Genomic DNA, 17,760 nt, shown 5'->3' on the forward strand with positions numbered 1-17,760 from the left:
CTCACCCTCCCATCGGCACACCGGGCTGCTCGGCGGCCGCCTCGTCGCCGCCATGGCGAGGGCGTGGGACCGGATTGCCGCGCAGATGCTCCACCTCGGTGCGCAGGTTCGCCAGCAGCTTGGCGGCGGTGTCCTGGCTGAAGCCGTTGCGGATGACGAAACGGATGACGGCTATGTGCTCCAGGTCAGGCGGCAGGTAGTACGTCGGGGCCTGCCAGCCGTGCATCTTCAGCCGGGCGGCCAGGTCGAAGACGGTGAAACCGTCGTAGCCGGGGGCGGTCCGCACGGCGAGCACCGGCAGTTCCGAGCCGTCGGCGATGAGCGAGAGCTCGGGGAGTTTCGCGATCTCCGCACCGAGGTAGGTCGCCACGTCCCGGCAGGTCTGCTGGACGGCCTGGTAGCCCTCGAAGCCGAGCCGCAGGAAGTTGTAGTACTGCGCGACGACCGGGGCGCCGGAGCGGGAGAAGTTGAGCGTGAAGGTGTCCATGTTGCCGCCGAGCAGGTCGCAGGAGAGCACCAGGTCCTGCGGCAGGGCGTCCGGCTCCTGCCAGACGATCCAGCCGACGCCGGGGTAGACCAGGCCGAACTTGTGCCCCGAGGTGTTGATCGACTGCACCCGGGGCAGCCGGAAGTCCCACACCATGTCGGGTTCCAGGAACGGGGTGATGAAGCCGCCCACGGCCGCGTCCACGTGCAGCGGGATCCTCAGCCCGCGCTCGGCCTCCAGCCGGTCCAGCTCGGCCGACATCTGCTCGATCGGGTCGTACTTGCCGCATTGGGTGGAGCCGAGCACGCCGATGACGCCGATGGTGTTCTCGTCGCAGAACTCGCCGAGCCGGGCCGGGTTCAGGGTGAAGGCGGGCTCCTCGATCGGTATCCAGCGTGGCTCGACGTCCCAGTACTGGCAGAACTTCGGCCAGCAGGTGTGGACGGCGGTGCCCATCACGAGGTTGGGGTTGGCGGTGGGCAGCCCGGCCGCCCGGCGCCGCTCGCGCCACTGGAACTTCATCGCCAGCGCGCCGAGCATGGCCGCCTCGCTGGAGCCGCCCGTGGAGCAGCCGACGCTGGCGCCGTTCGGATCGCCCCACAGGTGATCGAGCATGTTGACGCAGCGCGCCTCGATGTCGGCCGTCTGCGGGTACTGGTCGTGGTCGACGAGGTTGCGGTCGAGGGTCTCGGCGATGAGCTCGCGGGCCTGGGGTTCCATCCAGGTCGTGCAGAACGTGGCCAGGTTGAGCCGGGCGTTGCCGTCGAGCAGGAGTTCGTCGCGGATGAGCGCCTGGGCCGCCGTGGGACTCATCGGGCCGGCCGGCATCTTGAACCGGGGCACGCCGCCGTCCGGCACCAGCCCGTTGTAAAGGGGATTGACATCGAGTGATTCTTGCCACCGGTCGGCTTCGACTCGCCTGAGCATGAGCTTCACCCCTCGCAAGAGCTTTTGGCCACGTCAAGCACTTACGGTAGGCAAATGATTACCAAGAGTCAATGCATCACCCACGATCACGAGGTGCTGGGCCGCTGCGATCGCGTTCTGTCGACGGTGGATGGGAGTCCTCGCCGAGGTCGTGCCGGGCGACACCATCGCCGAGCAGAGCCGTGCCATGCACGCGCAGCTCCTGGAGCCTCTCGTGGAGCGTCTCAGCTCGCCGGATCAGGTGAGGGCCGGGAGGTGAACCCGAGTTCCTGAGAGATCAGCGCCGAGGTCTCCAGCAGGAGCGGAAGCTTCTCCTTCAGTTGCTCCAAACTCGCGATCACCTCGATCGCGGTCACGGAGACGGCCGCGATGACCTGTCCGCGCGAATCCCTGATCGGCGTGGCGACGCACATGACATAGGCGTCGTGCTCGCCGTCGTCGACGGCCCAGCCGCGTTCGGCGACGCGGGTGAGCTCGGCCTCAAGGGATTCGCGGTCGGCGAGGGTGGTGCCGGTGTGCCGCTCGAAGGTGACGTGCGAGAGCAGGCGATCACGTTCCTCCCGGGAGAGATGGGCGAGGATCACTTTGCCCACGGCGCTCGCGTGGATCGAGACGGCGCGGCCGATCCGTGACGGCAGCTTCACCGCGTCGAACGCGGGGCTGTCCACCTTGTCGACGTAGATGATCTCGTCGCCGGTCAACTGTGCCAGGTGCACGGTATGGCCCGTCTGCCGCTGAAGCGCACGGAGGTGCGGGGATGCGAACTGACGTAGGTCCATGGAGCCGAGCGCGAGCTCCGACAGCTCGATGAGCCCGCTGCCGAACACGTACGTCCCGGCTCCCGTCCTGCGCACGAACCGTGCGTCCTCCAGCGTATGGAGGATGCGGAGGGCCGTGGACTTGTGGACGCCGAGCACGTCCGCGGCCTCTGAGAGGGTCAGCGGATGCTCCGCGGTCAAGCGGATCAGGTCGATCGCGCGCCGGATCGTCTGCGCCACCTAACGCCTCCTTCTCGTTGCGTATGTTGCAATGTAGCGCATGACCTGCGCAATCGTCACTTGACAGCGTTGCACATGTCGCTACGATCGTTGCAATTCCGACGGGAAGTAACGAGTCACCATTCTGGAGCACAAATGAGGCTGCATCGCGTTCGCCGGAGCATGGTCGCGGCGGCCGGCGTCACCTGTATGGCCGCCGCCCTCTTGACCGGCTGCGGCTCCGACGATGGCGGATCCGAAGGCGGCGTGACCAAGCTGACGTTCGCCGCCTCGACCCTCGGCGACCCCGGCCGGGGCCCGCTACTCACGAAATGGCTCGAGGAGTTCAACAAGAGCCAGAACAAGATCCAGGTCGCTCCCGCGGCGGTGCCGTACCCGACGTTCGGCCAGACCGTCCTGACCCAGATGGGCAGCGGAAAAGGGCCCGATCTGATCCGCTTCGACATGCCGGAGTTCGAGTCCGCCGCGGATGCCGGCCTCATCGCACCGCTCGACGAGCTCGTCGACGTCAGCAAGTACGACCTGATCAAGCAGCCGGACCAGTTCATGGTCCACAACGGCCAGCGTCACGGGATCATCTTCGAGGCGTCGAACTACGCGATGTTCTACAACGCCGATCTGATCAAGAAGCCGCCCACGACCTATGAGGAGTTCGTCAAGACGGCCAAGTCGCTGACCAAGGGCGACACCTACGGCCTGGCGTTCCGCCAGACGGAGGCCGAGGAAGCCGGCGTGTGGCAGGACATCTTCAACTACGTCTACGGCTTCGGCGGCGCGTGGTCGGACGGCCAGAAGCTGACGATCAACTCGCCCGCGAACCTCAAGGGTCTGCAGGCGTTCAAGGACCTGTACGACGCCAAGGTGATCCCGCGTGGCACGGACGCGGCGACGTTCCGCCGCATGTTCGCCGAGGGCAAGGTCGGCATGGAGCTCAACAACGGCGGCTACGTGACGGCGACCCGCGGCCAGAACGCCGATCTGAACTTCAACGTCGCGCCCATCCCGTTCCCGGTCCGCAAGCAGGGCGCGATCCTCGCCCCCATCGTGATCAACGAGGCGAGCCCGGCCAAGGAGGCGGCGGCGACCTTCATCAAGTGGACGCTTGAGCCGGAGAACCAGGTCAAGCTGCAGGAGATCCTCGGCGCCAGCAGCGTGGCGACGGTCACCAAGCGAAGCCCTGAGCAGCTCAAGGAGACGCCGTTCCTGACCGTCTTCGACGACCTCACCGAGACGAGCCTGCCGCAGATCGTCCAGGGATTCGAGGCGAAGACCCCGGACATCCGCAAGATCGTCGTGCAGAACGTGATCGCGGCGCTCCAGGGCACGGTCGACCTCAAGACCGCACTGGACCGCGCTCAGCAACAAGCGACCCAGCAGGTCGGCTGACCGGACGACACCGCCGGCGAGCCCCTTCCGCCGGCGGCGTCCTATTCTCTAAGGACCACATTCGATGACCGCGCTGGAACAGCAGCAGCTTCCAGGGCCTCGAACCGGGACCCGGCGTCGAGGCAGCCCTCTGGGGAGCAAGTGGACGCCCTACTTCTTCCTGGCCCCCGCAGCCCTCTTCATCCTGGTCTTCCAGGTCGTTCCGCTGGCGCAGGAAGTCTTTCTGAGCTTCACGCGAACCTCGTTGCTGAACCCCACACGCAGCACCTGGGTGGGGCTCGACAACTACACCCGTATCTTCGGCGACGCGGAGTTCCGCCGTACCCTCCTCATCACCCTCATCTACGTCGTCGTGTGCGTCGTCGCCGCCGTGGGAACCGGGCTCGCGGTCGCCCTGCTGCTCAACAAGGGCTTCCGCGGCCGGGGGGTGGCGCGGGCACTGGTGACCATTCCGTGGGCGGCGCCCGGCATCGCGGTCGCGCTCATCGCGATCTGGATGCTCAACCCGGACTACGGCATCGTCAACCGCTTCCTCGACACGGTCGGCCTCGGCGTCCCCGGCGGCGCCATCCTCGACAGCCCGCGATACGCCCTCCCGGCCATCCTCGTCACGACCATCTGGCAGCTGTTCCCGTTCACCTCGGTGGTCCTGCTGTCCGCGCTGCAGGCCGTCCCGTCGCACCTCACCGAGGCCGCGATGATGGACGGCGCGGGACGATGGTCGACCTTCCGCGCCGTCACCTGGCAGTCCATCAAGCCGACCGTCGGCCTGCTCGCCCTCCTCATGACCATCTGGTCGCTACGGCGGTTCGAGCTCATCTGGCTCATGACAAAGGGGGGACCGGTCGGCGCGACCGAGACGCTGGTCATCGACCTCTACTCGCAGGCCTTCGACTCCAAGCAACTCGGCTCGGCTGCGGCGGTCGGCATGGTCGGTGTGGTCGTCTCGCTCATCGTCATCGCCGGCAGCCGGTTCGTCGCCCGCGCCGCTGAAAGGGAGGCCGGCTGATGAGGCTGCCCCACATCGGTCTGACCCTGCGGATCGTCGGTGTTCTCGTCGTGCTCGGGGTCGCCGTCTTCCCGCTGTACTGGATGTTCGTCACCGCGCTGTCCGGCGATTCGGAGCTCTTCGCGGCCAAGGCCCGGCTCGTCCCCGACTTCTCCCAGTTCGGAGTCTTCATCGACGCGCTGGCCGAAGGCAAGGCGGCGACCTGGCTGCGCAACAGTCTGGTGATCGCCGCGGGCACGACGGTCCTGTCGATCGGTCTCGGCATCCCGCTCGGCTACGCCCTCTCGCGATTCTCGTTCCGGGGCAAGGTCCTCATGACCGTCGTGCTGCTGTTCACGCAGATGCTTCCCGAGGCGCTCATGGTCGTGCCGCTGTTCGCACTCTTCCGGCGATTCGACCTCCTCGACTCCCTCGGCGGGCTCATCCTGGTCAACTCCGCCTTCGTCCTGCCGATCGTCGCACTCATCCTCAAGGGCGCCTTCGACGGCCTGCCCCGTGAGATCGAGGAGTCCGCGCGGGTCGACGGAGCACGACCGCTCACCGTGCTCACCCGCATCAACGTGCCGCTGATCGCCCCCTCGCTCGCCGCCAGCGCGGTCATCGCGTTCTTCCACGCCTGGAACGAGTACGTGTTCGCCGTGACGTTCATCTTCACTCCCGGGACGCAGCCGGCATCGGTCGGCATCGCCGGCTTCATCGGCGAACTCGGCACGCCCATCCAGACGGTCATGGCGGTCTCCTTCCTGTTCACGGCACCGGCCGTCGTCTTCTACCTGTTCGTCCAGAAGTATGTGGTCGCCGGCATGACCGCCGGCGCCGTGAAGGGCTGAGCCGCACGTGAAGATCACCTCAGTCGACACCCTCGTCGTCGACTTCTACCGCACCAACCTCGTGATCGTCCGCGTCTCGACGGACGAGGGAATCGTCGGACTGGGTGAAGCGACCCTGGAGGGCAAGGAACGCGCCGTCCAGGGCGCCATCACCGAACTGGCCGAGGCCGTGACCGGGCTGGACCCCACGCGCATCTCCGGCATCCTGTACGAGCTGGCCAGGGACTGGTACTGGCGCGGCGGCCCCGTCATCATGACCGCGCTGAGCTCGTTCGAGATGGCGCTGTGGGACATCTCGGCACGAGAGCTCGGCGTCCCGGTCTCCCGCCTGCTCGGCGGCGCCACCCGCGACCGGGTGCGCGCGTACGCCAACGGCTGGTTCTCCGGAGCCGCCACGCCCGAGGAATACGCGGCCGCCGCGCAGAGGACCGTCGACAGCGGCTTTCGCGGTCTCAAGTGGGATCCCTTCGAGAACTACGACCTCACGATCACCTCCCGGCAGCTGGACCGCGTGCTCACGCAGATCGACGCCGTCCGCTCCGCCGTCGGGCCCGACGTCGAGCTGTTCATCGAGGGCCACGGCCGGTTCGACGTCACCCACGCCATCAAGATCGCGCGGGAGATCGCGCAGTTCGATCCGGTGTTCTTCGAGGAGCCCTGCCCGCCGGACAACCTCGACGCTCTCGTCGACATCCGCCGGGCATCGCCGGTGCCCATCGCCGCGGGGGAGCGATGGCTGGGACGGCAGGGCTTCGCGCCGGCGCTCGCCCGCCAGGCGGTCGACTTCGTCCAGCCCGATGTGACGCACGCCGGCGGCATCGCCGAGCTGGCCTTCATCTCGACGCTCGCCGCGACCGGCTACGTCGGGTTCGCGCCGCACAATCCCAGCGGACCGCTGAGCACGGCGGCGACGCTGCAGCTCGGGGCCGCCCTGCCCAACTTCCGCTACCTGGAGATCATGGCCACCGACGTCCCCTGGCGCCCGGAGATCACCAACGAGCGACTCGTGCTGACGGAGGAGGGTGACATCCTCATCCCGACCGGGGCCGGTCTCGGCATCGAGCTCGACCTGGAGGCGATCGTCCGGCATCCCTTCACCCCCCACCCCATGCGGTTGTTCCAGGACGCCGTCTTCGACATCAGGCCACCCGACGAGCGGTCCTTCTTCAACCTGGGAGACGGCGAATGAACCTGTCATCGTCCGATGAGCCCGCCTGGTACGGGACGGCCGCGAACGCGCTGCCTGACGATGCCGCGGACGCCGTCCTGATCGGCCGGATCTGGGATCCCCTCGTCGAAGGGCCGTCACCCGTGGTGGTCCGCGACGGAGAGGTCATCGACATCAGCGCGGAGTTCCCGACGGTCCGCGACATCTGCGAGCTGCCGGAACCCGCTGCCGTGGTCGCCGGGCTGAACGGCCGGCACGTCGGCGCCTTCGGGGACGTGCTCGCCAACACCGGGTCCCCCGCCCGCGACCGTACCCGGCCCTGGCTGCTCGCACCGGTCGACCTCCAGGCGCTCAAGGCCGCCGGGGTGACCTTCGCCGTCTCGATGATCGAGCGCGTCATCGAAGAACGGGCCGGCGGCGACATGGCACTCGCGGCGGACATCCGCCGCCGGATGCTCGCCGGCGTCGGCGCCGACCTTCACGAGCTCTCGCCGGGCTCCGAGGAGGCGGCGCGGCTGAAGACCTCGCTGGTCGCCGAAGGCATGTGGAGCCAGTACCTGGAGGTCGGGATCGGCCCTGATGCCGAGATCTTCACCAAGGGCCAGATCCTGTCCGCCATGGGAACCGCGGTGCCCGTCGGGGTGCTCGCCGCCTCGACCTGGAACAACCCGGAGCCCGAGGTGTCACTCATCGTCCAGTCGAGTGGCCGGATCGTGGGGGCGACGCTCGGCAACGACGTCAACCTCCGGGACGTCGAAGGCCGATCCGCGCTCCTGCTGCCGATGGCGAAGGACAACAACGCGTCCTGCGCGCTCGGCCCCCTCATCCGGCTCTTCGACGAGCGGTTCGACCTGGAACAGGTACGCGGCCTCGCGGTGCGGCTGGACGTCGAAGGCGAGGACGGCTTCCGCCTTGAGGCGGTCTCGGAGATGTCGCAGATCTCGCGTGATCCGGAAGCGCTGGTGCGGCAGCTGATCGGCCCGCAGCATCATTACCCCGACGGCGCGGTCCTCATGCTCGGCACGATGTTCGCGCCCATCCAGGACCGCGACCACCCTGGCGAGGGGTTCACGCACAAGACCGGCGACGTGGTGCGGATCAGCTCTCCCGCACTCGGCACCCTCGTCAACCGCGTCCAGAACGCCGAGGACTGTACGCCTTGGAGCTTCGGGATCCGCGACCTCATGGGAAATCTCCACGGCAGAGGACTGTTGTGAGCACTGTCCCGCGTCCCTTCAAGCGGCGAGAAAGGGGAGTGAAAGGCGGGGCTGGAAGGGTCGTCACGTCTCTGAGAGAGAGGTGACCATGACGGTCCACACCCCTGCGCCATCCGGCACCGCACGTCGGCCGGGACGGCTCGGCCCCCTGGTGGTCGGCCTGATCGTGGGCGTCGTGCTGTGTGCGGGGGCGATGATCGCGATGCGCTGGCCCGCCCAGCAGACCCTCTACACCGACAAGCAGCCGGGCACGGTCGCGTACGACGACGGCTCCGCGCACGTGATAGCGCTCATTCGCGATCACTCGCTGCTGGAGGACTCCTATCGCCTGTACGCGGGACGCGATCCGTCGCTGCGCTACGGCCACTTCGTCGACGTCGACCTCCCGGGCATCGCCGACAAGCCGGTGCGGTCCACACAGTGGACTCCGGAAGGCGTACAGGTCCGCTTCGGCACCGGGCACGAGCTGTTCGTCCCCGCCGCCTCCTTCACCGGCGGCCGGTAGCGGCGCTGGCGCGGGCGTTCGCCGGCCTCGGCCCGGACAGCGACCCGGACGAGGTCCACGCGACCGGGTCCCACTACCTCGCCCTGCTCGTCGGGCTTGCCTCGCAGTGGCTCACCCACCCTGAACGCGCGCCGGCGGCGAAGCAGTTCGCCGCCGTCGGCTTCGGCGCCGGCCGGCGCCGCGGGTAGGCCTTCGATCTCCGTATCGTCCGGCGACGGCACCTGTTCGGATCGGTCGCGGGGCCCATGTTGGTCATGCACGACGGCGCATGTGCTAGATTGGGATCAGTTGCAGTTGTGGTACCCATAAAGACTTGTGTGCACCTGACGGTATGTAGCCTCGGGTGCATTTTTTGTTCTCCGGTCATTTCCGGGTGTGTGGTCCTATCGCGGCGACGCGGAATCCGTTCGATGCGGATTCCGGCTTTGCACCCATCGAAGGAGATCAGCATGGCTTCTGGCACCGTGAAGTGGTTCAACGCGGAAAAGGGCTTCGGCTTCATCGAGCAGGACGGCGGCGGCGCCGACGTCTTCGCCCACTACTCCAACATCGTCGCCAACGGCGGCTACCGTGAGCTGCGCGAGGGCCAGAAGGTGGCCTTCGACATCACGCAGGGCCAGAAGGGCCCGCAGGCCGAGAACATCGTTCCCGCCTGACACCGCGCACCACGTAGCCGGGGCCCGCGCCGCAGGGCGCGGTCCCCGGCGCGTTGCTTTTGTGGCATCCATCGTGCCGTGATGACCTCACAACCCGAGAAGCACAGCGTGTCTGTTCTTCCGCCGCACACCGGATGCGCCACCGATGGCTCCGGTTCGGGCATCAGGCCCGCTCCAGTTCTACGGCGCGGCATCACAGCCGCCGTTTCTTCCGGCGAAAGCCGACCATTTCGACGTCCGAGCCCAGGCTGTCTCCGCCGGTTCGGCTCGTCTTTTCTTCGGCTCGTGCTCGCTGTTCTTGTGCCGCTTGTCGCCCCGAGAACCACCTGACACGTGCCGCATTGAGGAAGGTTCTGCATGAACCACGCAACTCGCGCGCACGATCGCAACTCTTCGGCCCGTACGGGCGGCTCCGCCCGAGGCAGGGGCGGCCGATTCAGCTCTCCGGCTCAGGGCCGTTCAGGCGCCTCCAGCCGGTCCGGCAACGGGCGGCGTCCCGCCGCGCTCCAGAGAGAGTTCGCGCTGCCGGTCACCGTGACTCCGGCTCTGCCGGCGGCCGCGACATTCGCTGAGCTGAGCATGCCGCCCGCACTGCTGAAGGTGCTCACCAGCCTGGGCATGAACGAACCGTTCCCGATCCAGGCGGCCACGCTGCCGAACTCCCTGGCCGGCCGGGACGTCCTGGGGCGGGGGCGCACCGGGTCGGGCAAGACACTCGCCTTCGGCCTGGCCCTGCTCGCCCGCACCTTCGGACAGCGGGCACAATCGCGGCGACCGCTCGCCCTGATCCTCGTCCCCACCAGGGAACTGGCCCAGCAGGTCACCGATGCGCTCACGCCGTACGCCCAGGCACTGAAGCTGCGGCTGGCCACGGTCGTCGGCGGCATGCCGATCAGCCGCCAGGCCCATGCGCTGCGCGGCGGTGCCGAGGTCGTCATCGCGACCCCGGGACGGCTCAGGGATCTCATCGAGCGCGGCGACTGCCGCCTGGACCAGGTCGGCATCACCGTGCTGGACGAGGCGGACCAGATGGCCGACATGGGCTTCATGCCGCAGATCACCCACCTGCTCGACCAGGTGCGCCCGGACGGCCAGCGGATGCTGTTCTCCGCCACTCTGGACCGCAACGTCGATCTGCTGGTCCGTCGCTATCTGAGCGACCCGGTGGTCCATTCGGTCGACCCCTCGGCGGGCGCGGTCACCACGATGGAGCACCACGTGCTGCACATCCAGGGTGCCGACAAGCAGGCCACCACGGTGGAGATCGCTGCTCGCGACGGCCGGGTGATCATGTTCCTGGACACCAAGCACGCTGTGGACCGGCTCACCGATCAACTGCTGAACAGCGGAGTGCGCGCCGCCGCGCTGCACGGAGGCAAGTCCCAGCCCCAGCGCACCCGCACCCTCGCCCAGTTCAAGAGCGGCCACGTCACGGCGCTGGTGGCGACCAACGTCGCGGCCCGCGGCATCCACGTCGACAACCTGGACCTCGTCGTCAACGTCGACCCGCCGAGCGACCACAAGGACTACCTGCACCGCGGCGGCCGCACCGCCCGCGCCGGCGAGTCCGGCAGCGTCGTCACCCTGGTGCTGCCCAATCAGCGCCGTGACATGACCCGCTTGCTGGCCGACGCCGGTATCGTCCCGCAGACCAGCGAGGTCCGTTCGGGCGAGTCCGAGCTGAGGCGTATCACGGGCGCCCAGGCTCCCTCAGGCATCCCCGTGACCATCACCGCACCGGCTGCCAGTCGTCGATCGGGACGGAACGGCAGACGATACCGGTAGCAGCGGATGGGGGGCTCGCCCAAGGCCAGGTAGTCGAGGCTTTCGGGCTGTTGGCAAGAGTCGCTGCAGTTGGGGTCTGACCATCACGTGGAGGCGCGGGGGTGGTTCTGTTCGCGCCAGGCCCGCGGTGAGATCCCGTACGTCTGTTTGAACACCTTGCTGAAGTGGGTCGCGTCCGCGAAGCCCCAGCTCCGCCCTATCGCCGCGATGGTCCGCAGCCGCCCGTTAGGGCCGGCCAGTTCCCGCCTGCATTCGGCCAGGCGGCGTGTGCGGATCCAGTCTCCGAGGCTGATTCCCGAGCGAGACAGCACGGCGTAGAGATGGCGTACGGAGATGTCGTGCGCCGCGGCTATCCGCGCCGCCGACAGATCCCGATCGGCCAGATGCTCGCGGATGTAACCAGTGACCCGCAGGCTGAGCGTCGCCTCCAGCGGCGCCTTGGCCAAGCCGGAGTTGCCGTGCTGGGACGTCAGGACGGCACGGAGGAGTTCGACGCTGGGTTGCACGGCGGCGTCGGCGTGCACACCCTGGTGCAGTTCGTCGGTGACGGCCAGTTGGGAGAAGTAGGTGAAGGCGAGACGCGCGATGGGGTTGCCGGATCCCAGAGGGACCGCGGTGATGTCTCTCAGCAACCTGTCGGGGAGCGCGAGTGCAGCGCGTGGGAAGCGGATGAAGCGGTGGTCGACTCCCTCGTCGAAGAGAAGTGTGTAGGGATCGACCGACTCGAAGACGGCGCAGTCTCCTGGCCTCAGCAGGCACTCGCGACCGTTCTGCACCACCATGCTGCTGCCCGTCATCTGAACACCCAAGGTGACGGCCGGCTCCTCATCCTCCCGGGCGAGCCGCTCCGTCCGACGGAGCGTGACCGCGGTCGCCTGGGCCGAACAGACCCTGAGGGGCCCGACGGCGCCGAGCCCTATGCGAACGGCGATGTCCTCAGCCGGCGGACCGTGGTCGATGTCGACTGCCACCATGGATTCCCACACCGCGTTCCGGATCACTTCCTCCCGGTCCCGCGGCGGTATGAACGCGGTGTCGAGGACCGGGCTCATGAGGCGGACCTTCGTCCGCGTCGATCACAGAGCCGGCCTGGCGATACCTCGACCCGTTCCCTCACAAGACTCCCCTCGACACGGTAGGGCCCTCGCCTGATACGGCGCCTGAAGCTGTGCACCACTGACAAAGTGCCCAGCATGCATGACAAAGTCCGAAGCCCACGATGACCCTAAGGTCTATGGACGAGGTCAGGGAAGGGAGAACGCCGCGCAGGCTGCCTTCCACCGACGCGATCGCCTGGCGTCCACGGCGTCGAGCGGAGCTTGCGCCGTCGCCGTAGCGAGCACGCGGTCGTCCCCCGGCATCCTGATCCTTTTCTCATCACCCACAAACAGGGGAACTCATGTGGCATACGGAGCGTAACAAGAGGATTGCGGCCGCGGCGGCGCTGGGCGCACTGACGGTGCTTCTCGCCACCGGATGCTCCATCAGTTTCGGCGACGTGGGGAAGAAGAGTGAGGCGACGGCCAGCGAGGAAGCAGCCGCTGCCGAGGAGGCCCCCACCGAGAAGCGGCAGACGCCTGAGGAGCAGCGAGTCGGTGACGACCCCGCCAAGCCCGAGGACGCGGGCGTCAGCGAGGGCGGGGCCGTCCACAAGGCCCGAGTCGCGCAGACGATCTCCGACAAGCTCGCCGCGAACTCCGGCAAGCGTCCCGACAGGGTCACCTGTCCTGAGCACCTCCCGGCCCGGGTCGGCGCCACGATCCGCTGCGAGCTCACTGCCGGCAGCGACATCCTCGGTGTCACCGTCACTGCCACCTCGGTCAGCGGCAAGCAGGTCAACTACAACTTCAAGGTCGACGACAACGTCGGGTGAACACAGAGCTCGCGCGACCGTTCGGGAAACGAAAGACTCAGGTCGGAGATCCGGTCCCTTCGGGGGACCGGTCCCCGGAAGCGGAAGGCGCGACACGGCAACCGGGGCTGTCGCTTCGGTGTCCCGCTCGTCAATTCGGTGTCGTGCTGTGAGCTGGTGTTTTGCTGCATGATCAGGGCGGTTGCTGCGACCGTTTCGGGGTGCTGTCGTCGCTGGCCTACCCATTGGTGAGTGACTTGTTCGGCCTGCTGGTCGTGCTGATCTGTCCAGGGACGTTGAGCTGCCGATGCTCCGTCAGGAGAACCAGATCCTCCGCCGCCGACTCGATGGCCGACCGCGGTGGGGTCACGCTCGTGTCGGTGTGCGGGGATCAGATCTACGGCACCGATGATTGAACTTGATGTCGACATGCGCGCTCTTGTTCTCGGGTTACGACGGGGGCCGGCCCGACGGAGCGGAACGTCGGCAGTCTGGCTGTAATGGGACTATTTCGTCCGGGACATCAAGAGTTCATGTCCGTGTGTCCGCATCTGGCGTACCGTGTCTCGTCGAAATCATGATGGACGATATAGTCCATAAGGCATTAAGAGACTTGCGGCGAGGACTGGATGCAGGGAGGCACCGGATGAAAGCGATCGTGGTGACGGACCGGCTTGCCGGAACGGCTGGGATGAAGCTGGTGGAGCGGCCCGAACCGCAGGCGGCTAGGCTCGCCAGCCTCTCGGGCGCGAACTACGGCGATGTCGTCGTTGAGGTTCATGCGTCCGGGTTCACCTGGGATGAGCTGTCGTGGCCCTCGACCTGGACCGACCGCCTCGGCCGTGACCGGACGCCGTCGATCCCCGGCCACGAACTGGCCGGAGTGGTCAGCGCCCTCAGCTATGGCACGACGGGGCTGTCGGTGGGCCAGCGGGTGTTCGGCCTCACGGACTGGACTCGTGACGGGACGCTGGCGGAGTACGCAGTCGTCGAGGCGCGCAACCTTGCGCCACTCCCGGGCGACGTCGACTTCGCGGTAGGCGCGAGCGTCGTGATGTCGGGGCTGACCGCGTGGCAGGGGCTGTTCGAGCACGGCCGCCTTCGGGCGGGGCAGAGCGTCCTTGTGCACGGTGCGGCCGGTGCAGTCGGCTCGATGGCGACGCAGCTCGCCCGCGAGTCGGGCGCGTATGTCCTCGGCTCTGGACGCGCTGCCGACCGGCAGACGGCCCTCGACTTCGGCGCACAGGAGTTCGTCGACCTCGAGAACGACACCTTGGAAGAGATCGGTGGAGTCGATCTGGTGTTTGACATCTTCGGCGGAGACATCGGGAACCGGTCCGCGGGTCTGGTTCGAGCCGGAGGGACGCTGGTGACCATCGCCGGCCCGCCCGAGGCGCGGCCCACCGATGGCCTGGCGGTCGACTTCGTTGTCGTGCCCGATCGCCTTCAACTGGGGGAGATCGTCCGGCGTGTCCGTAACGGGCGAGTGCGGACGAACATCGGCAACATCGCAACCCTCGACGATGCCGTCGCCGCCTTCAACCCGGCCGAGCGGCCCAAGGGAAAGACCATCATCCGCGTTCGCCCCTGAGGAGCCGGCGGCATGATCGCCGGGCGAAGGATCGGCGCGGCGAGCCGCGACGGTTCGCAACCGGTCTCACCCGGACGTCGGCTCGTGTGACCGACCTGCGCGCGCACGACCTGAAACGCACCGACTGACGGTTGAAGCGGCCCTGAGCATTTTCGGCGACCGTGAGGTTGCTCGATGGATGGCGTCAGCCATGAACCGCCACCGGACATGGTTGGCATCCGGTACTCCAACCCCCGTACCGGAAGGCGCGTGAGACTGAGGCTCGCCTCCGGACTTGGGAACTCGGGGTGATCGCAACACCTGACCCTGTGGGTGTTGCTTGACCAAGGTGCGTCGGACAGGGCTCCTGGAGGATGGAGCCAGAACTGGTCCTTGAACCACCTACACTTCGAACTGGTCGTCGGAGACGATATGAATCGCAGCCTCCTCTGCGGAGGCGCCCGCACGGTCGATGCCGATGTCCTCGGCCCAAAGGTCCGATGACGGGTCGCCGGCATCTTGGGTGGCCGAGACGAGCCGCCCTGCCCTCAGATATCCGACCTGGTCGTCGATGAGTTCGCCGTCAGTATCGGATGCATCACCGATCCCGTCGCCGGACTCTTCAGTTGCGAAGTCGGGAACCTCATGGGCAAGTCTCTGGCTGAAGGGTTCGTGGGTGCGAGCTTCGTCGGCGGTCAGCCCCCAGGCCAGGCTTCCGATCGGGCGATCCGCTGGCAGATAGCCCGGGCCGTCGCCGTCCTCACCAAGTTCCTCGTCATCGAGACTCTCCTCTGGGGGCAGCAGTCCGGGGACGTAGTCGTCCATCATCTCTCCTATGAGTGGGTTGGCTGGGTCGGACAACATGTGCCCGCGGGTGTCCTCCCGAATCGTGCCGCTGTCGGGTACGTGCGCTTCCGCAGGAGGCTCGTGTTCGCCCTGGTATCGTAGCGTTGTCGGAGAAAAAATGGACGATTTAGACCAGTGTCTTTGGCTCGATCGGGTCGCTGGCCAAGGAGGCGGCCGGGTACGGTCGCAGGCAGACCGGTGACGAAGGCAGTGAGCAACGCTGGCGCGGATCTGGTTGAGCACCTGCCGCACCATTGCGCTCGCCACGCCCTGGTGCTGATGGCTCGACTACACCTCGGTGTGCGGTAGGGCGTACCGGTTGGGCTTCAGGCGGGTGTAGCAGAGCCAGCCGACCAGATCGCGGTCGCGGTGAAGCTCGAACCGCCCCTGATCGGTGTTGTCGATCACACCTCGGTCACCGGTACCTGTTCTTCGCCGCTCATCGGCTCACCCTTCCAGCGTGGAGGGAGGCCGCGCCTTCGTGCCTACGCCTGCCATCAGTACTGTCAATCCAGCGCAGCCGATCATGGGGACCGTGAGGGGCCACGGCACCAGATTGCTTGGCTGGCGGGCTCAAGGAGAGGGGCCCCGCTCCGGGATCTCATGCCGCCAACGCCAGCTCAACCGGCAGACAGGCTCTCGATGTACGCCAGCGCCATGTCGATGGAGGTCGCCATCGGTGTGACATCGCGCGCGGTCTGGGCCAGCATGTATCCGCCCTGGAGGGCGGCCATGAGGCCGGTCGCGAGTTGGTCGATCGGCGCCTCGGCCGGAAGCGTGCCCTTGTCCTGAAGCCGGCGCAACACGCGCGCCAGGAGTTCCTGCCATTCGCTGAAAAGCTGTGACAAGGCCAGGCGCCCGAGGTCGTCCTGGTCGGAGACCTCGGAGGCCAGCGTGCCGAGCGCACAGCCGTAGGCACCATGCCGCAGCGCGTTGTTCTGTACCAACGCATCCCGCCAGCGTCGCAGACCTGCGATCGTCGAGACATGGCCGAGCGCATCGCGCTCACGCTCGATGACGCGTTCTCCCACGTGATCGATGACGGCGCGCACGAGCGGTTCCTTGCCGTCGAAGTGGTGGTACAGCTGCGACTTGCTCACTCCACTTGCCGCGAGCACGTCGTCGAGCGTGGTGTCCCCGACTCCCTGGACGTACATCAGGTCGGCCGCTGCGGCGACGATCCTTGCCCGCGTCTTTGCGCCACGCGCCGTCAGGCGTCTGCCAGTGTGCGAGTCAGCGATCGTCATCACGCATTCATGTTACTGATATCGGTCTACTCGTTCCCCGCCCTTGCGGGGCTGTCATCCTCGGCCGCCGCAAAGGGCGCGAGCGCCATGTCGAGCGCGGCGTCGAGCGGCCGAGGGTCTCGTGCGACCTGACTCAGGGTGCTGCCTCCATAAAGCGCTGCAAGGATCAGCACGGCAGTTTTCTGGGCGTCGATATCGGCTCTCGAGGTCTGCGCGGAAGAGCAGCGCGGGTTTCCTGTAGCGCCGGACTGCAGCAACCGGTCCAAAGCCTCGGCGATGAGCTCGCGCCAGCGATCGAGTAAATCGGCTCGCTCGGGCACGTCACCCGTTTTTCGCAGTGCCAGAACGTACGGTGATCGCGGGGTCATGAGCTCCTTGACGACGCGGCGACGCCAGCCGGCCAGCTTTTCCCGGTCGGTGACGCCAGACAGAGAAGCGCTTTCGCGGGCCAAGACTTCCGCGAAGTGTGTCGTCATCAATCCCTCCCGGCCAGTCGAACCGCTCCTACATTCTGCCATGTTATGGGACTAAAAAGTCCAATTTCGTGAGTGATCCGGATGGTGTCGGAGGGCCGCTGATCGTCGGAGACCGCGCGCGAAGTCGAAGAATCAGCCCAGCGTTGCCACCGTCTCGGGTGCCTTCGCGCCTGCTAGGTCGTGGGGGTGGATCCGCGCGAGCGGGACGCGGCGCCATAGGTTGGCGGAGCCGGTCTCCCGGTTCGTCGCGAGCACGAAGGCAATCCGTCCGCATCCCTCCTCACAAGGGCCACCTCTGCGCCACCAACCGCTGACGGCCCGGAGTAACCAAGGTCATCGGTGGCCTTTGGCTACTCCAGGGTGCTGGGGGTCGATGAGGTCGGTGTACTCGGGGTTGTGCTCGATGAAGGTGCGTACGACCGGGCACATGATGGTGACCGTCTTGCCTCGCGCGCGCACGTCGTCGAGGACGCGTCTGATGAGCTCGGTGGCGATGCCCTGTTCGCGGTACTCGGGGAACACCGAGATCGCCAGCAGTACGAGCCGGCCGCGGCCGGCGACGTTGTAGGGCAGCCCGGCGATCTCGCGGTCGCCCAGCATGGCCGCGTAGATGCCGGCCTTCTCGTCATTGACGACTGTGAAGTCGAACGTGGGAGCATGTGGATCGTCGATGACCTCGTCGATGAGGACGGCCTGATCCTCATTGAGGGTGTTCTTCCCCTCGGGGTTCTCAGAGGTGTAGCGGTTTGGCTCGGTCATGGGATGCCCATTCATTGATTACTCGTTCGTCGGCGGGGGCCG

The 17,760-nt window shown here is 67.1% G+C and carries 17 protein-coding genes; 10 read left to right on the forward strand and 7 right to left on the reverse strand.

The window, feature by feature from the left end; translation table 11 throughout:
- Window position 1: 1 nt before the first annotated feature.
- Together OIE67_RS50740 and OIE67_RS50745 are read right to left on the reverse strand one after the other, a co-directional pair.
- On the reverse strand, window positions 2-1,414 hold the full coding sequence (locus OIE67_RS50740) for a glutamate decarboxylase (RefSeq protein ID WP_326634175.1): 1,413 nt from the start codon (window positions 1,412-1,414) through the stop codon (window positions 2-4).
- A gap of 224 nt (window positions 1,415-1,638) precedes the next feature.
- Entirely contained in the window at window positions 1,639-2,412 is a 774-nt protein-coding gene (locus tag OIE67_RS50745) for an IclR family transcriptional regulator (protein WP_326634177.1), read from the reverse strand.
- A 135-nt stretch (window positions 2,413-2,547) separates the two neighbouring features.
- On the opposite strand from OIE67_RS50745, the gene OIE67_RS50750 reads away from it, so the two are divergent.
- The 8 genes from OIE67_RS50750 to OIE67_RS50785 all read left to right on the forward strand — a co-directional run bounded on the left by OIE67_RS50750 (window position 2,548) and on the right by OIE67_RS50785 (window position 10,968).
- Window positions 2,548-3,798, forward strand: coding sequence for an ABC transporter substrate-binding protein (locus OIE67_RS50750; RefSeq protein WP_326634179.1), 1,251 nt, complete (start codon window positions 2,548-2,550; stop codon window positions 3,796-3,798).
- Between the two features lie 64 nt (window positions 3,799-3,862).
- Entirely contained in the window at window positions 3,863-4,807 is a 945-nt protein-coding gene (locus tag OIE67_RS50755; RefSeq protein WP_326634181.1) for a carbohydrate ABC transporter permease, read from the forward strand.
- Window positions 4,807-5,637: a carbohydrate ABC transporter permease gene (locus tag OIE67_RS50760; RefSeq protein ID WP_326634183.1), complete on the forward strand. Its 831-nt coding sequence runs from the start codon at window positions 4,807-4,809 to the stop codon at window positions 5,635-5,637. The genes OIE67_RS50755 and OIE67_RS50760 overlap by 1 nt, the downstream gene beginning before the upstream one ends.
- A 7-nt stretch (window positions 5,638-5,644) precedes the next feature.
- The gene (locus tag OIE67_RS50765; protein WP_326634186.1) at window positions 5,645-6,826 is read left to right on the forward strand and encodes a mandelate racemase/muconate lactonizing enzyme family protein; all 1,182 of its coding nucleotides are present in this window, start codon (window positions 5,645-5,647) and stop codon (window positions 6,824-6,826) included.
- A complete protein-coding gene (locus OIE67_RS50770; protein ID WP_326634188.1) occupies window positions 6,823-8,022 on the forward strand; it encodes a fumarylacetoacetate hydrolase family protein in 1,200 nt (399 codons plus the stop codon). The genes OIE67_RS50765 and OIE67_RS50770 overlap by 4 nt, the downstream gene beginning before the upstream one ends.
- 88 nt (window positions 8,023-8,110) lie before the next feature.
- Complete coding sequence (locus OIE67_RS50775; RefSeq protein ID WP_326634190.1) at window positions 8,111-8,527, forward strand: hypothetical protein; 417 nt, start codon at window positions 8,111-8,113, stop codon at window positions 8,525-8,527.
- A 449-nt stretch (window positions 8,528-8,976) separates the two neighbouring features.
- Window positions 8,977-9,183, forward strand: coding sequence for a cold-shock protein (locus OIE67_RS50780; protein WP_106241661.1), 207 nt, complete (start codon window positions 8,977-8,979; stop codon window positions 9,181-9,183).
- A 357-nt stretch (window positions 9,184-9,540) separates the two neighbouring features.
- Window positions 9,541-10,968: a DEAD/DEAH box helicase gene (locus tag OIE67_RS50785; protein WP_326634192.1), complete on the forward strand. Its 1,428-nt coding sequence runs from the start codon at window positions 9,541-9,543 to the stop codon at window positions 10,966-10,968.
- Window positions 10,969-11,051: 83 nt separating this feature from the next.
- Here OIE67_RS50785 and OIE67_RS50790 read toward each other — a convergent pair whose 3' ends face one another.
- Window positions 11,052-12,020, reverse strand: a complete 969-nt coding sequence (locus OIE67_RS50790; protein WP_326634194.1) for an AraC-like ligand-binding domain-containing protein — start codon at window positions 12,018-12,020, stop codon at window positions 11,052-11,054.
- Window positions 12,021-12,466: 446 nt separating this feature from the next.
- Between OIE67_RS50790 and OIE67_RS50795 the strand changes: the two genes are divergently transcribed.
- Together OIE67_RS50795 and OIE67_RS50800 are read left to right on the forward strand one after the other, a co-directional pair.
- On the forward strand, window positions 12,467-12,841 hold the full coding sequence (locus OIE67_RS50795) for a DUF4333 domain-containing protein (protein WP_326634196.1): 375 nt from the start codon (window positions 12,467-12,469) through the stop codon (window positions 12,839-12,841).
- A gap of 625 nt (window positions 12,842-13,466) precedes the next feature.
- Window positions 13,467-14,411: an NADP-dependent oxidoreductase gene (locus OIE67_RS50800; protein ID WP_326634198.1), complete on the forward strand. Its 945-nt coding sequence runs from the start codon at window positions 13,467-13,469 to the stop codon at window positions 14,409-14,411.
- Between the two features lie 381 nt (window positions 14,412-14,792).
- Here OIE67_RS50800 and OIE67_RS50805 read toward each other — a convergent pair whose 3' ends face one another.
- From OIE67_RS50805 to OIE67_RS50820, 4 genes are all read right to left on the reverse strand, one after another.
- Complete coding sequence (locus tag OIE67_RS50805; protein WP_326634200.1) at window positions 14,793-15,218, reverse strand: DUF5709 domain-containing protein; 426 nt, start codon at window positions 15,216-15,218, stop codon at window positions 14,793-14,795.
- A gap of 638 nt (window positions 15,219-15,856) precedes the next feature.
- Complete coding sequence (locus tag OIE67_RS50810) at window positions 15,857-16,483, reverse strand: TetR/AcrR family transcriptional regulator (protein ID WP_326645738.1); 627 nt, start codon at window positions 16,481-16,483, stop codon at window positions 15,857-15,859.
- Between the two features lie 26 nt (window positions 16,484-16,509).
- Complete coding sequence (locus OIE67_RS50815; protein WP_326634202.1) at window positions 16,510-16,959, reverse strand: hypothetical protein; 450 nt, start codon at window positions 16,957-16,959, stop codon at window positions 16,510-16,512.
- Between the two features lie 333 nt (window positions 16,960-17,292).
- Complete coding sequence (locus tag OIE67_RS50820) at window positions 17,293-17,718, reverse strand: GNAT family N-acetyltransferase (RefSeq protein ID WP_326634204.1); 426 nt, start codon at window positions 17,716-17,718, stop codon at window positions 17,293-17,295.
- Between the last annotated feature and the right edge of the window lie 42 nt (window positions 17,719-17,760).

Origin of the sequence: Nonomuraea fuscirosea, assembly GCF_035917475.1 — a bacterium.
GTDB lineage: Bacteria > Actinomycetota > Actinomycetes > Streptosporangiales > Streptosporangiaceae > Nonomuraea > Nonomuraea fuscirosea.

What these genes read in the sequence shown, in the direction of transcription:
- OIE67_RS50740 (WP_326634175.1), bottom strand. Translation starts at nt 1,414, where the DNA reads ATGCTCAGGCGAGTCGAAGCCGACCGGTGGCAAGAATCACTCGATGTC.
- OIE67_RS50750 (WP_326634179.1), top strand. Translation starts at nt 2,548, where the DNA reads ATGAGGCTGCATCGCGTTCGCCGGAGCATGGTCGCGGCGGCCGGCGTC.
- OIE67_RS50755 (WP_326634181.1), top strand. Translation starts at nt 3,863, where the DNA reads ATGACCGCGCTGGAACAGCAGCAGCTTCCAGGGCCTCGAACCGGGACC.
- OIE67_RS50760 (WP_326634183.1), top strand. Translation starts at nt 4,807, where the DNA reads ATGAGGCTGCCCCACATCGGTCTGACCCTGCGGATCGTCGGTGTTCTC.
- OIE67_RS50770 (WP_326634188.1), top strand. Translation starts at nt 6,823, where the DNA reads ATGAACCTGTCATCGTCCGATGAGCCCGCCTGGTACGGGACGGCCGCG.
- OIE67_RS50775 (WP_326634190.1), top strand. Translation starts at nt 8,111, where the DNA reads ATGACGGTCCACACCCCTGCGCCATCCGGCACCGCACGTCGGCCGGGA.
- OIE67_RS50780 (WP_106241661.1), top strand. Translation starts at nt 8,977, where the DNA reads ATGGCTTCTGGCACCGTGAAGTGGTTCAACGCGGAAAAGGGCTTCGGC.
- OIE67_RS50785 (WP_326634192.1), top strand. Translation starts at nt 9,541, where the DNA reads ATGAACCACGCAACTCGCGCGCACGATCGCAACTCTTCGGCCCGTACG.
- OIE67_RS50790 (WP_326634194.1), bottom strand. Translation starts at nt 12,020, where the DNA reads ATGAGCCCGGTCCTCGACACCGCGTTCATACCGCCGCGGGACCGGGAG.
- OIE67_RS50800 (WP_326634198.1), top strand. Translation starts at nt 13,467, where the DNA reads ATGAAAGCGATCGTGGTGACGGACCGGCTTGCCGGAACGGCTGGGATG.
- OIE67_RS50805 (WP_326634200.1), bottom strand. Translation starts at nt 15,218, where the DNA reads ATGATGGACGACTACGTCCCCGGACTGCTGCCCCCAGAGGAGAGTCTC.
- OIE67_RS50810 (WP_326645738.1), bottom strand. Translation starts at nt 16,483, where the DNA reads ATGACGATCGCTGACTCGCACACTGGCAGACGCCTGACGGCGCGTGGC.
- OIE67_RS50815 (WP_326634202.1), bottom strand. Translation starts at nt 16,959, where the DNA reads ATGACGACACACTTCGCGGAAGTCTTGGCCCGCGAAAGCGCTTCTCTG.
- OIE67_RS50820 (WP_326634204.1), bottom strand. Translation starts at nt 17,718, where the DNA reads ATGACCGAGCCAAACCGCTACACCTCTGAGAACCCCGAGGGGAAGAAC.